This is a genomic window from Allobosea sp. P5_A5, from assembly GCF_056400625.1.
On sequence record NZ_JBFUKY010000001.1, the window covers coordinates 224,444 to 238,206 of the forward strand.

Consider the following 13,763-nt stretch of genomic DNA (forward strand, 5'->3'; position numbering starts at 1 on the left):
TGCGCGACCGATGCCGCTTCTAGAATGGACCGCAAGGGAGAGAAAGTGAATTTGTCTTAATCTTTGTCCAGCTTTGGCCTTCGTCCGGAACCAGCCCTCACGGCAAGGGCAGCGCGGCCAGCCAGCGAAGCCGTGGTAAAAGGTCCAGCCCGGACCCCTGGATTGCTTCGCTGCGCTCGCAATGACGGGATGCGTACGCGCCCATCCTCCGGCGCTGAGGGGCCGGGGAGTGCTGCAAGCAGCCGGCTTCTTGCAAAACCCGGTTGCCGACACGATTTTCCGGAAGGTTCTGTGAGCCACGGCTGAAGGAAACTGTCATGACCGCCATCACCGGACTGGAACGGGTCATGCCGATCGGCATGCTGGCCGAGCGTACCGGCGTCAGGGTCGAGACCATCCGCTACTATGAGCAGGTCGGCTTGCTGCCGCCGCCGGAACGCTCCGAGGGCAACCAGCGGCGCTATAGCGGGCGACATGCCGAGCGCCTCGCCTTCATCAAACATGCCCGCGATCTCGGCTTCGCGGTCGAGGCCATCCGCACCCTGCTGAAGCTTTCGGATACGCCGGGCATCGCCTGCGACGAGGCGCATGCGATCTCGGTCGCGCATCTCGACGAGGTCCGGCACAAGATCGCCCGGCTGCGCTCGCTCGAAAAGGAGCTGGAACGGATCGCGACGACCTGTTCGGGAGGCGTTTCGGCCTGCGATTGCGCGATCATCGAAGCCTTGGCCGATCACGGCCGGTGCAGCCATTCGCGGCATTAGGCCACTCGGCCATGCCAAGATGGTTGGCGACCCCTCGTTTCCATCCTCGAACGGCTTAGATAGAACAAGGGAAGGGCGCTCTACCGTCCTGTTTCAAGCATCCGCAGGAGGGCAGGCGATGCCGGAATCACGGCCAGCGACGAGCGCGAGAGGCGCGGGAAAGAACAAACCCGGATTCCGCCGGCGTCCGCGATTCGGCCTCGCTTCGTGTGGGACCCGTTCTTGATTCGGAGCGCCGCCTGATCCCCCTGTCCAGACCACCCGGCATCGACGCCTTTGCGCCGGCCGGACCGGCAAGATGATCGGCCTTCCGTTTTGCAGCTGTTCCGTTCTTTGCCTCCCTCCGCCCGCGCCAATGGCGTCACCGCGGTTCTCGGTCCCACCAATACCGGCAAGACCCATCTCGCCATCGAGCGCATGGTCGCCCATCCCACGGGGATGATCGGTCTGCCGCTCAGGCTGCTGGCGCGCGAGGTCTATCAACGCGTCGTCGAGAAGGTCGGGCCGGAAGCGGTCGCACTCGTCACCGGCGAGGAGAAGATCAAGCCGGAGCGTCCGCGCTTCTGGGTTTGTACCGTCGAGGCGATGCCGCGCGACCTCGCGGTCGATTTCGTCGCGATCGACGAGATTCAGCTCGCCGCCGATCTCGACCGCGGCCATGTCTTCACCGACCGGCTGTTGAACCGGCGCGGCCGCGCCGAAACGATGCTGATCGGTGCCGGCACGATGCGCCTGCTGATCGAGCAGCTCATCCCCGGCGTCAACGTCGTCAGCAGGCCCCGCCTTTCCAATCTGACATTCGCGGGCGACCGCAAGATCACGCGGCTGCCGCCGCGTTCGGCGATCGTCGCCTTCTCGGTTGAGGAGGTCTATGCCATCGCCGAGCTGATCCGCCGGCAGAAGGGCGGGGCGGCCGTAGTGTTGGGCGCGCTCTCGCCGCGCACGCGCAACGCGCAGGTCGAGATCTACCAATCCGGCGATGTCGATTACCTCGTCGCCACCGACGCGATCGGCATGGGGCTCAATCTCGATGTCGATCACATCGCGTTCGCGGCCGACAAGAAGTTCGACGGGCATCATTTCCGCAAACTCAACCCGGGCGAGTTCGGCCAGATCGCGGGCCGCGCCGGACGTCATCTGCGCGACGGGACGTTCGGCACCAGCGGTCGCTGCCCGCCCTTCGATGCCGAACTGGTCGAGGCGATCGAGAGCCATCGTTTCGAGCCGATCAGACAGGCGCAATGGCGCAACTCCGATCTCGATTTGCGCTCGATTGCCGGATTGCTCGGCACGCTGAACATCCAGCCCACCGAGCAGGGGCTGACGCGGGCGCTGATCGCCGAGGACATGACGACGCTGGAAATCCTGGCGAAGAACCCGGATATCGCAGGCCTGGCGCAGGGCCGCTCAGCCGTCGAGCGGCTCTGGGAGGTTTGTGCGCTGCCGGACTACCGCAAGATTTCGCCGATGCAGCATGCCGACCTTTCGACGACGCTCTACCTGCGTCTGATGAGGCATGGCCGGCTCGATCCGGACTGGTATGCGACGCAACTGGCGTCGCTCGACCGCACCGATGGCGAGATCGACACGCTCTCGGCCCGCATCAGTCAGGTGCGGACCTGGACCTTCGTCGCCAACCGTCCCGACTGGTTGCCTGATCCTGAGCATTGGCAGGGCATGGCGCGTCTTGTAGAGGACAAGCTGTCGGACGCTCTGCACGAGCGTATCGCCAGCCGATTTGTCGATCGGCGCACCAGCGTGCTGATGCGCCGCTTGCGGGAGAATGCGATGTTGGAGGCTGAGGTCACTGCGACGGGCGACGTGCTCGTCGAGGGCCAGCATGTGGGGATGCTGCAAGGCTTCCGGTTCACGGCGGACCCGAAAGCGGGAGGGCCGGAGGTTAAGGCTCTCAACCTGGCGGCGATGAAGGCGCTCGGCTCGGAGATCGAATCGCGCGCCGCGCGGGTCGTGCTGGCGAGCGACGATGCCTTTATCCTGGCTCATGACGGCCTGCTGCGCTGGATCGGCGAGCCGGTGGCGCGTCTCGTCGCAGGCGAAAAGGTGCTGGAGCCGCGCCTGCGGCTTCTGGTGGAAGAGCATCTGCAGGGCGCCGCCCGCGAGCAGGTCGAGACACGGCTCAATGCCTGGCTCAAAAGCCACGTCACCCGTCTGCTCGGCGCGCTGCAGCTGCTCGAGGCGGCGGAGAGCGCTGCCGGTATCGCGCGTGGCATCGCCTATCAGGTCGCGGAGTCGCTCGGCGTTCTGGAGCGGGCCAAGGTCGGCGAGGAGATGAAGGCGCTCGATCAGGAGGGCCGCGCCGCGCTGCGTCATCTCGGCATCCGCTTCGGCGCTTTCCATATCTACATGCCGGCGCTGCTGAAGCCCGCGCCGCGCGCGCTGGCGGCCCAGCTCTGGGCGCTGAAGCATGGCGGGCCTGAAACGGCGGGCCTCGACGACATCGCCCATCTGGCCGCTTCGGGCCGGACCTCGTTTCCGGTCGACAAGGCCGTGCCGAAGGGGCTGTATCGCGCCGCCGGCTATCGTGTCTGCGGCGAACGGGCCGTGCGCGTCGACATCCTGGAGCGTCTCGCCGATCTCATCCGCCCGGCGATCGCCTATCGCCCCGGCCTGACGCAAGGCGTGCCGCCGACCGGCGCGGCCGATCAGGACGGCTTCGTGGCGACCGGTGCAATGACATCGCTTGTCGGCTGTGCCGGCGAGGATTTCGCCTCGATCCTGCGTTCGCTCGGCTATGTCGCGACCAAGCGTCCGGGCCCCGCGATCACCGTGCCGTTGGCCCCGCCCCCCGCCGCAACCGAACCGGCCAAGCCGGTGATGGTCGAGGCGATCGCGGAAGCGGTCTCCGATGAGGCTGCTCCGAGCGATGAAGACGTCGCGCCGGACGCAGGCCATGAGGCTGCGGTGACCGAGCCCGCTCCGGTCCTGGACACCGAGACTGCCGCGCAGGACGAGCAGCCCGCTATCGAGGCTCCGGCAGCCGAGACGGCCGATGCTCCGATCCTGACCGATGCGGAACTCGAGCCGGCGCGTGAGCCCGTTCCGGCGGATCTGCTGTCGTCGTTGCCCACTGAGCCGGTAGCGGAAGCCGCCAGCGATGCCGCGACCGTCGAAGAGACCTCTGCCGCCGACGATGCTTCGACGACGGAATCGGCTTCGGCCGAGGAAACATCGTCTGCCGAGGCCATCACTGCCACTGAAGCCAGTACTGCTACCGAAGCCACGACTGCGACCGAAGCGGCTCCCGCCGAGCCGGAGCTGATCGAGGTCTGGCGTCCGCATCGCCATCAGGGTGGGCGTCGTCCGGAGCAGGGCCAGCGCCGCGAGGGGCAGCGTGCCGACGGTCAGCGCCGTGGCGACCGGCCGCAGCGCGAAGGGCGCCCGAGCGGCCCACGCCGAGATGGCAGGCCGCAGAGCCAGCCGACCGTCGCTGTTGCAGGCGAGGGTGCAACGGCCCTGGCCCCGCGCGAGGACCGTCCCCGGTCCCAAGAGCGTCCACGGCAGGGAGAGCGTCCGCGACAGGATGAGCGTCCGCGCCGCGACGATCAGCCGCGCCAAAACCGTCCCGAGGGCGGTCGCGGTCCGCGTCCCGATTTCAAGCGGGACGGCAGGCCCGGCGGCCCGCGCCGCGAGGAGCGTGGCGGAGAGCGCTTCCAGCAGCCGCAGCAGCGCCCGCGTCCGCAGCGCGAGCCCGATCCGGATTCGCCCTTCGCCAAGCTGGCTGCGCTCAAGGCCCAGCTGGAAGGCTCCAAGACCTAGCCGATCGCAGGAGGCGCGACGCGATTGCAGGAGCATCGTCAACGCCTCGACAAATGGCTCTGGTTCGCGCGTTTCGCGCGGACCCGGCCTTTTGCGGTGCGCCTCGTCGAGGATGGACATGTGCGCATCGCGGGACGGCGTGCCGAGAACCCCGCCCACGGCCTCAAGGTCGGCGACGTGCTAACCCTCGCTTTACCCCACGCCACAATCGTGGTGCGTATCCTCGCCTTCGCCGAGCGACGCGGTGCCTTCGAGACGGCGCGGCTGCTCTACGAACGCCTCGATGAAGGCCGCGACGACGGCTCCCTTGCGGCAGGGAGCGGCGAAGACTAATTCCGATGGCATCGTTGCGGCGAACCGGTATGCGGTTGCGTGCGGACGATCATCTCCGATTTTATGCCGGAACAGGCGATTTCTTCTGCCCAAGCCGGTGAAAACGCCCTTGAAACCCTCGGCCTTCGGGGGTTTATGGGGCGGTTCAAGCATGTTGGAAGGGCCGGCCCATGACCTATGTGGTCACCGAGAACTGCATCAAGTGCAAGTACATGGATTGCGTCGAGGTTTGCCCGGTCGACTGCTTCTATGAAGGCGAGAACATGCTCGTCATTCATCCCGACGAGTGCATCGATTGCGGCGTGTGCGAGCCGGAATGTCCGGCCGAGGCGATCAAGCCCGATACCGAGCCGGGCCTGGAAAGCTGGCTGCAGCTCAACACCCAATACGCGTCGAGCTGGCCTAATATCACCCAGAAGAAGGACGCTCCGCCAGATGCCAAGGCGTTCGACGGGGTGGCCGGCAAACTGGAGATGTTCTCGCCCATGCCCGGTGAGGGCGACTGACCGCGACACCGGGCTGACGGGCTCCAAGCCGACCGTTCTGCGTTAACCACGGCCTTGCCCAGCGTTCGGTAGCGACCACCCGACGGCGTTTACCTTTGATTCGGCGTGTTTTTTGTGCTACACACAATGCCGTCGAAGTCGTTCCGCATGCCCCTGCGAGGTCCTACCAGAGGGGCGTCCCACGAAAGAAAGATTGCGAGGAATCCGGCATCGATCCCCCGGGCCGGCAGCTTTTTCCTTCGCGGGGAATGAGACGATCGACTGAGGGAGCGTGAAGCGTTGCGTCTTGCCGCGTCGCATCAGGCGGAAAGTTCCCGGCCATCCGGTCGGGGACGGGATCATCAGGCCCGCCCAACAGGCGGTCCGGTCAGGAGTCGTACCCGCATGTCCATCGTGAAGAAAGCTTCCATGCGCTTGGGTTTCAAGACGGGCGAGTATGTCGTCTATCCGTCGCACGGCGTCGGCCAGATCACGGCGATCGAGGAGCAGGAGGTCGCGGGCTTCAAACTCGAGCTTTTCGTGGTGTCTTTCTCCAAGGACAAAATGACTCTTCGGGTTCCGACCGCGAAGGCCGCCAGCGTCGGGCTGCGCAAGCTCGCCGATGCCGAATCCGTCACCAAGGCTCTGACCACGCTGACTGGCCGCGCCCGCGTCAAGCGCACCATGTGGTCGCGTCGTGCGCAGGAATACGAAGCGAAGATCAATTCGGGCGATCTCGTCGCCATCGCCGAGGTTGTGCGCGACCTCTATCGTTCGGAGGCTCAGCCCGAGCAGTCCTATTCCGAGCGCCAGCTCTACGAGGCCGCGCTTGACCGCATGACCCGCGAGATCGCCGTGGTGGACGACGTGACCGAGACCGAGGCGCTCAAGAAGATCGAGGGCCAGCTCGCCAAGTCGCCGCGCCGTGCCGCGAAGGGCGAGGCTGAGGCCGAAGCCGAGGTCGAGAGCGACAATGACGACATCCAGGAAGAGGCGGCCTGAAGCGCTCTTCCACGCAAGTTCATTCAAACCCGGCGGGCGACCGCCGGGTTTTTTGTTGCCGGCGAAGAGCGAGCTCCGCCGTCATTGCGAGAAGCGAAACGACGAAGCCATTCAGGAGGAGCGGGGGAATCGTTCAGCCTAGTCCTTTGGATTGCTTCGCGGAGCTCGCAATGACGGGGCAGGTCGAGCTCCGCTTATCGTTCTTTTATTCACCGACTATCTTGTAGCGTTGACCGGCCGCCAACGCGTTTGCGTCGCGTTCGAGCCCGTTCAGCAGCCTGAAGAGCTCTGCCGGACGGTCCTGATCCGGCATGCGCTCCGCCATGCCGGCGGCGGTATCGCCTGCCGCTGCGGTGACGATGCGGATCTGGAGGGGCCTGGTGGCCTGCGCCTCCGCCGGCGTCAGACTCCGGAAGCTCTCCAAGATCATGCGCAGCGAGCGTTCGGGGTCGTTCGAACCGCGCGCGGCCAGGATGAAGCGGTAGACCCGCTCCCCGACCTGCACGGCCGCCAGCCGGAACATCCAGTCGGTGCCGCGACCATGCGCCGTCACGGCCGCCTGTCCGGCGATCTGGGTGGTCTCGATCCCCGTCGTCTCGACCCCCTCGATCCAACCGGCCGCGACATAGGCCTCCAGTGTCTGGCCTGATTTCAAGGTTACGGAATCGAAGCGCAGGGCCTGTGCGCCATTCGCGCTGGTGCCGATCACCATGTCCTGCGCCGCCTCCAGGCCAAAGCCCTCGGGTGCGGCGAAGGCGATCCTGAGCGAGCTGTTGAGGTAGCGCCGACCCCGAACCACGCCGTCGCGGGGATCATCGCCATAGGCCAGCCCGTCGAGGGCCGTAAGCCATCGCCCGGCCTCGTGCTCGCCGATGCCGGGCGCACCGATCTGCCGTGCCGCGGCGACCACGGCCGCGATCCGCTCGGGCGTTTGAGGGTGGGTCGCGAGAATGTCGAGCCGCTTGGCCTCGGCGCTCTGGTCCTGGCCGCTGTTGCGGAAGGCGGAGCTACGGCCGAGCGTCGTCAGAAAGCGGCTGGCGCCGTAAGGATCATATCCGGCGCGAGCGAGGTTGTTCACGCTGATCTTGTCAGCCTCGAATTCCTGTTGTCGCGAGAAGCGGGCGAGCGACATCTTCGAGCCTGCCTGCACTGCCGCGCCCTGGCTCGGGTCCTTCAGCACCTGAGAGACGACCTGGCTGACCAGAGCCGATTCCGCCTCCTTCTCCGCGCGCTGCACCGCATGCTGCGCCGTGACGTGGCCGATCTCGTGAGCCATCACCGAGGCGATCTCGGACGTGTCGTTGGCCAGCGCCAGCAGACCGCGCGTCACATAGAGACGGCCGGTCGGCAGAGCGAAGGCATTGACCGCCGGCGAATTCAGGATGGTGACCTCGAAGGCGCCGATCTGGCCTTCGCCAGCCTTGGCAAGGCGCTGGACGATGTCGTCGAGAACCGCCTTGGTGCGCGGGGCGCGATATTCGCCGCCGAAAGCGGCGAGCAGCCGCTGGTGCTCCTGGTCGGCGGCGCGTTGCACCGGTGTGATCGGCGGTGCGATCTCGCTTTCGCCACCCGCGCCGGGCGGGAGCAGGGCGCTTTGGTCGCCGAGACAGCCCACGAGCAGCATGGCCGGCAGCGCCAAAGCCGCCAGCCTCTTGCCGTGTCGCGTCGTTGCTCGCCAGGACTTCAGCATGCCGTCAGTCGATCAGCTCCAGCGCCGCGCGCGAAGTGGCTTCCAGCAGGAGGCCGTCACGGCCGCCCAGAACGCCATGCGCCCGCAGCCGTTTACCGCCGAGGCTGGCGGCGGTCCAGCCCGCGCCTTGCAATTCGCGCCAGAGCTTTCGTGAAACCACGATTGCAGCAGCCTCCTTCGGCCGCCGCGAGAAGTTCAGATAAGTCCGCTGAGGGCGTTCCCCGACTGAGGCGATCCGGCCTTCGAGGACGACATAGCGCCCCTCCCGAGCCTTGACCGCAGCCAGGTCGTGGCCGTCGACCGCGCCATCGATCCCTACGCCATCGATCTTGGCGGCTTGGGTTGCGGGCGGAGTCCCCTGCGCTGTGTCGGTGGTCGGCTTACCGCCGACCGCCGGCCCGGCCCCGCAAGGCGCCGCCGCTCCTTCCGGCATCGGTTGAGCCGCGCCGCTCTGCCGAAGCAGGAGCGCGATATCCTGCCCGGCCGTCTCGCCCGCCGCTGCCGGCAGACGGATACGCACGGGCCAGCGGGCCCAGCGATCCTTCTCGCCGGTGACGGAGAGGACGACCTCGCGACCGATCAAGGGCTGGAACGCGGCGCGAAAGCGCGCATCCTCGGCCTCGTCCTGCCGAGGCGCCACACCGATGAGGCGAACGACGCGCCCGTCCGCGAGGAGGAGATCGCCAGCGCTGTCGAGGCCGCTCAGACGCGCTGGCTCGGTCGGCCAGGACTCTTCGCCGCAAGTCGCAGCATGGCCTGCCTCGGCGGGCAACAGCGTCGCAAGCACGATGGCAAGAACAGGCTTCACCGACATCCTGTTTATGCTACACGACAATCCGTGCGTCCCGGTAGCTCAGCAGGATAGAGCAACGGTTTCCTAAACCGTAGGTCAGGGGTTCGAATCCCTTCCGGGACGCCATTATCGGGTGCTAAACACCTGGGATTAGGCGGTATTAGCCGGGATTGTCCTAGCTTACCCCAACAATCACCCCAACAACGCGCAGAACTCGCCGGCCTATCGGCTGCGCATCCTCTATATGCTGGACGCTGTCTCTCTTGGCCCCGCTAAACTGGCCTCGCGGAGATTGGCGCCATGGCAAACGACAACGGTGGTTGGGGAGAGCAAGGGTTCCATTATTACTACGTCGCCGCCGATGTTTGGGACATCGTCAGACAGCAGCGGAGGGACGGGCCCAATTGTCACCTTCAGAAGGTGCCGGAGCGGCAGGATGCTTCTACCACCGCTGGGGCAGCCGGCACTTGGTTGGCAAAAAATGACATCGAGCGGATCTACGGCATCTTCATCGTAGGCCACGGTGGTCCCGGCGTCGTCCATGTCGGCAAGGATCTGAGAGCCGATAGCATCGCTCCGCTCGGAGGTTGGCTCCGGTCCTTTATGATGCCGACTGCGCGCGTCAGGATATTGGGGTGTACGTCCGCTGCTGATGGAACGCAGGATATTGGGCGCTTCACCTATGGGCAGATGAACGATGATCCCAACAATCGGCCTGGCTACGACCTCCTTTATTCACTTGCGCGGGCGGCAGACAGGATCGCCGAGGGGGCGCTTAACAGCCAGTCGAATAACCCCCTCGGGCTGAAGGCGGGATGCCGGCGGGTGTATCCCAACGGGAAGGACGAGCGCTTCCTCGGGATGGGAATAAAGGACCCCGATCCGTGACGGCCCAGCGAATGGCCGTCCGATGGGGGGACACGCCTCGTTCCAGGCGGGCAGCTTAAATAGCAAGCTTACAGACCAGCGCCTCGTCGGCCTCTTCGCGAAGCCCCTTGTGCGACGCATGATGCAGATTACCGTCATCGGTCCAGGGGCGGAAGGCCACTTCCGCCCCTGGACCGGCCTGAGCCAAACGTCCTCTTCCGCTCGCCCGGTTCCCGTCGCAGCCGGCATCAGCGCGACGTCATCCGTCTAGGGGACGCATCCATATGCCCGGTGGTTACGCTCTGTCCGCACTTGGACCTGACCCTTAGGGTGACTAATGACCGCTAATCAAGCCGGCTTCAAAAAAGCAATGGCACAGATTCTCGGGAGCAAAGGTGTTGCCAGTATTAATTTTAGCATTAAAGGCATAAAGGTAAACGGAGCGGCTTATTCCAGATTCAAGAAGATTCTAGTCACGCCTGGTAAAATTAATATTGAGTTCAACTCTTCTGAGCTGAGAAAGACAGGCATACCGCTGAATGCGCTTTATGATGGTGATCCTCCACCGAAATTCATATTCCAAGACAATCTCGAAAACGCAACGACGCTAGAAACATGGGAATGGGCCTACGTGGTCCATGAATCAACTCACGCCGTATTCGACATGCTGAGGGTAACGAGTTTGAATCATGTCGAAGAGGACGTTGCCGCGCGTCTGGCTGAGCAGATATTTTACGAGACTCAGTTTGGACGGCCTTTATTCTTTGATCGTGCAATCCGCGAGCTTTACTCCGCAGTGGACGCAAGTCCCGGCTTAGAAATCACAGACGATCCCGCTTACGAAGGCTTTGTCCGAGTGGTCGAGGGCCTCGGTTATTCAAGCGCGAAGTCAGCAAGCCACCGGGGCTTTTGATCGAACTATGGCTCTAGATCATACGTCGCGTTACTCGGCCCGGGTAAATCGTCGCCTAGCCCGGCTTTGAGAACCCGACGCGCACACATGGACGCAACCCACGCAACGAAACGAGTCGCTAACGGGCTGCTGAGTGATTCGTTCCTGCGCGCGGATCAAAAAAGCTCGGCCGCGCCGAAGCATGACCTGGACTGCGTGAGCCTTCGTGCGAATAGATCAGGGGTCAGTGTGCTCGGGCATCGCCTTGAGCTGGTCTTTCGTCCAAGTTGTCACTGCATGGACGTCGCCATCTTCGTCCCGCATGAATTCCAGGTCGCTGATCGAGACCGCAACGGGCTTGGCACCGATGCCGAGGAAACCGCCGACATCGATCACGACCTTGGCACCCGCGCCGGTGCCGTGAATATGGGATACCGAGCCGATCTTCTCATCGCCAGGCCCGTAGATCGTGGCATCATCGAGAACGTCGGGAGTCAACTCGGTGGTCGCGAGGCGAGTGTGCTTGGAATGGTCCATTGCTTCCTCCTTGGATGTGCAGGACCAACAGATGAGCCGTTTAGACGTTCCTCCGGATATGACCGCTCGCACCTAAAAGCTCGGAACCCGTGGTGAGGAGCCAGGCGACTTCGGCTATGGCAGACATCCCAACCGCAATGAGAAGGGCATCCATTAAGCACCCGCTTCTCACTGTGCGTAGCGTAACCAGCCTATCTTCAACGGCGTTCCGCTCAATATGTCAGCCAGCTAAATCTGAATGGCTAAAGTATTGTAAGAACTTGTTTAATTTCAAAGATTGGGAACCCATCGTCCCGGCAGGCATTGAGTATCTATGTCGCGTCGCCCGCCCCTCGAATACTGGATCTGGCGGTCGGCGCGGATTTGCGCATCGGACGCGATACCGTGGCCGGTGTCGCAGTCTCAGGCGGCAAAGCTCGTTCCTCGCTTAATGATGCCCTCGGCAAGGTCGAAACCGGGGTCTTCCAGGCCGGCGTTTACGGACTGACCAAATTGGGCCCGCTCAATTTCGCCGCCGCCGGCAGCTATAGCCGTCTCGATAACGATGTCAGCCGGGCCGTGCCAGTGCTTGGAAACGCGCTGCTGTCATCCTACGTCAGCACGGCGTGGAGCGGCCGTATCCAGGCCAGTGCCGCACTTGCCAATTGGGGCGGTTTTACCCTCTCGCCACTGGCAGCGCTTCAGGCGGTGAGCGTCCGCAATCCGGCTTTCAACGAGCGGACGGCGTTTGGCGGCAATGCGGCAGCGCTTTCGGTGGCGCGAAACAGCGACACGACAAGCCGGTCCGAGCTTGGCGCTCAGCTGGACACGCAGGCGCTCATCGGTGGCGTTCCGCTAACGGCCTTTGCGCGTGCCTCATGGGCGCACTATTTCCAGCGCGATGCCCAGATCGCGGCTAGCCTGGTCGCGCTACCCGGCGCGAGCTTCGTTACTCAAGGCGTGAGGCCAGATGCAAACGCGGCTCTGATCGCAGCTGGCCTCGACGCCAAGCTCAACGAGCGCGTCACGCTAGGCGTTAGACTGGACAGTGAGCTTTCCGCCAACACTCGACGCCTGGGCGGCACGGCCCAAATCAGGGTCAGCTTCTAAGGCTTCTTGGCTTTTTCTCAGGGCCGCGCTCTAGCTATCGCGCGCTCGCCGCTCGATCGGATTATAGCCGCTGCCTACATTTCCGGCCATCGGGCTCCATCTTCAGCTCGGCGAAATAGACCGGCTTGCCTTTCGCCTGCCTCTTGCATCGCGCTCTGCCGCCGCCCGCGATGCCAGGCGGCAATTGGGGTGTCTGGATGAGCATTTGCAGATCATCCATGTGACGGACCCCCAACGCGCAACTTTAGCGTCATTCTATCATTGGTGCTTAAAACCCCGGATAACGGATGACAGTCCTAGCTAGTGCTGTAGGCCGGAAAACAAGTGGCACAGCAGCTCAGAGCCTGCCCGACGACCAAGCCAAGGTCATCGACTTGCTCAATCGCATCTCGCCGATCGACGGCGGTCAACGCGGCATTTGGACTTTGCCTTCGCCCGGCGCAGCCTACCATCCCCCGGCGGAACTCGTGCGGGCTATCAAGGTTTTTCAACAACGCTGGGTCGCAACGGGAGAGGTGAAGAAGGTCGACGGTGTCGTTGATCCGAATGGCGCGACGATCGGACAGCTTGATGCGAAGGCCGGCGCTGCACCTCCAACGCCCATCGGACCAGGCGGAACTGATCCGTCCGACTTCGACGGCATCACAATCACTCGGATCAGCCAGGCGACGACCCCATATATTCAAACGCCTTCCGTGCTCGGCCCGATTTTAAATGGCGTACCGATCCAAACGATGAGCATCCTAGGAGGCTGTTTTCTCTTTATATTCAAAGTCGAAAAGGACGGTCACCGATATTGGGTAGGCGCGGCTGTCCCGCCTTTGACCGTCGACTACACCAAGATCCAAGTTTTCCTACATGCCACGCCACAGCAAGCCGGCGTTAAGGCGTCGGATTATCACAGTTTCAAGGGGGACTGGGAAACCCGGATGACGGGTTATCTTACGCGTGGGGGAACGCAGCTTTCTGCGGCCAGAAACATGCCCTTGCTTGTCCCGTTTATGGTGGATGCCGCCATGAGTGCGGATTCTCCCGCGAACGTTTTTGCGACCAGGCCCATCGCAACCCTGAATGCCCTTATGACTGCTACGCGTCGTGAGATGGCCACGCGCGTCCCTATTGTCCCGTTTGACGGTGCCGTGAAAGTCGCGAAGCTGGGCGTCACGAGTTTCAGCTCAGGCATCCATTTTCTCCGTGCGTTCATCACCCAGTTCGGAGGCTCTGGCGTCATTGCGGAGACCATCGACCTCGATAGCCGATGGATCGTTGCGGAACGTACAAAGCCTTGGGTAAGAGCCTCGAATGCAAAGGCGAGCTGGTACGCGCAATGGAGCCCTGCCGGCGCTCCAGCCGGGATGCATTATCCTCCCGCGCCTCCAGGCTTTTTCTACGCGCCCGGCGACAAGTTGATGAAAACGGGCTTGGAGCGAACAGCGCACGCCGTTCTAGGCTTCGATGGCTATTACCAGGCGATGCTAAAAAGCAGTCTGATATAGCTCGACGCTCCGCCCTCGCGCGCCCATGAGGAAACCGT

At 63.7% G+C, this 13,763-nt stretch carries 12 protein-coding genes and 1 tRNA gene; 10 read left to right on the top strand and 3 right to left on the bottom strand.

Features of this window, described 5'->3' with window-relative positions:
- Positions 1 to 317: 317 nt before the first annotated feature.
- From AC1DR6_RS01105 to AC1DR6_RS01125, 5 genes are all read left to right on the top strand, one after another.
- Entirely contained in the window at positions 318 to 764 is a 447-nt protein-coding gene (locus tag AC1DR6_RS01105) for a MerR family transcriptional regulator (protein ID WP_476827335.1), read from the top strand.
- A 315-nt stretch (positions 765 to 1,079) separates the two neighbouring features.
- On the top strand, positions 1,080 to 4,541 hold the full coding sequence (locus tag AC1DR6_RS01110) for a helicase-related protein (protein WP_476827336.1): 3,462 nt from the start codon (positions 1,080 to 1,082) through the stop codon (positions 4,539 to 4,541).
- A 24-nt stretch (positions 4,542 to 4,565) separates the two neighbouring features.
- On the top strand, positions 4,566 to 4,874 hold the full coding sequence (locus tag AC1DR6_RS01115) for an RNA-binding S4 domain-containing protein (protein WP_476827337.1): 309 nt from the start codon (positions 4,566 to 4,568) through the stop codon (positions 4,872 to 4,874).
- Between the two features lie 170 nt (positions 4,875 to 5,044).
- Complete coding sequence (gene fdxA / locus AC1DR6_RS01120; protein ID WP_476827338.1) at positions 5,045 to 5,380, top strand: ferredoxin FdxA; 336 nt, start codon at positions 5,045 to 5,047, stop codon at positions 5,378 to 5,380.
- 384 nt (positions 5,381 to 5,764) lie between these two features.
- Entirely contained in the window at positions 5,765 to 6,361 is a 597-nt protein-coding gene (locus AC1DR6_RS01125) for a CarD family transcriptional regulator (RefSeq protein ID WP_476827339.1), read from the top strand.
- Positions 6,362 to 6,566: 205 nt separating this feature from the next.
- Here the strand turns inward: AC1DR6_RS01125 and AC1DR6_RS01130 are convergent, their stop codons facing one another.
- Together AC1DR6_RS01130 and AC1DR6_RS01135 are read right to left on the bottom strand one after the other, a co-directional pair.
- Positions 6,567 to 8,051 (bottom strand): M48 family metalloprotease, encoded by a 1,485-nt coding sequence (locus AC1DR6_RS01130; RefSeq protein WP_476827340.1) that lies wholly within the window; start codon positions 8,049 to 8,051, stop codon positions 6,567 to 6,569.
- A 4-nt stretch (positions 8,052 to 8,055) separates the two neighbouring features.
- A complete protein-coding gene (locus tag AC1DR6_RS01135) occupies positions 8,056 to 8,865 on the bottom strand; it encodes a hypothetical protein (protein ID WP_476827341.1) in 810 nt (269 codons plus the stop codon).
- A 28-nt stretch (positions 8,866 to 8,893) separates the two neighbouring features.
- Here AC1DR6_RS01135 and AC1DR6_RS01140 point away from each other — a divergent pair.
- The 3 genes from AC1DR6_RS01140 (at position 8,894) to AC1DR6_RS01150 (ending at position 10,624) form a co-directional block, all read left to right on the top strand.
- Positions 8,894 to 8,970 (top strand) — tRNA-Arg (locus AC1DR6_RS01140).
- Positions 8,971 to 9,144: 174 nt separating this feature from the next.
- Positions 9,145 to 9,732, top strand: coding sequence for a hypothetical protein (locus AC1DR6_RS01145; protein WP_476827342.1), 588 nt, complete (start codon positions 9,145 to 9,147; stop codon positions 9,730 to 9,732).
- Between the two features lie 316 nt (positions 9,733 to 10,048).
- A complete protein-coding gene (locus tag AC1DR6_RS01150; RefSeq protein WP_476827343.1) occupies positions 10,049 to 10,624 on the top strand; it encodes a hypothetical protein in 576 nt (191 codons plus the stop codon).
- 216 nt (positions 10,625 to 10,840) lie between these two features.
- Here AC1DR6_RS01150 and AC1DR6_RS01155 read toward each other — a convergent pair whose 3' ends face one another.
- Positions 10,841 to 11,140, bottom strand: coding sequence for a PRC-barrel domain containing protein (locus tag AC1DR6_RS01155; protein ID WP_476827344.1), 300 nt, complete (start codon positions 11,138 to 11,140; stop codon positions 10,841 to 10,843).
- 303 nt (positions 11,141 to 11,443) lie between these two features.
- Between AC1DR6_RS01155 and AC1DR6_RS01160 the strand changes: the two genes are divergently transcribed.
- Together AC1DR6_RS01160 and AC1DR6_RS01165 are read left to right on the top strand one after the other, a co-directional pair.
- Complete coding sequence (locus AC1DR6_RS01160; protein WP_476827345.1) at positions 11,444 to 12,229, top strand: autotransporter outer membrane beta-barrel domain-containing protein; 786 nt, start codon at positions 11,444 to 11,446, stop codon at positions 12,227 to 12,229.
- Positions 12,230 to 12,516: 287 nt separating this feature from the next.
- Entirely contained in the window at positions 12,517 to 13,725 is a 1,209-nt protein-coding gene (locus AC1DR6_RS01165) for a hypothetical protein (protein WP_476827346.1), read from the top strand.
- Positions 13,726 to 13,763: the final 38 nt, after the last annotated feature.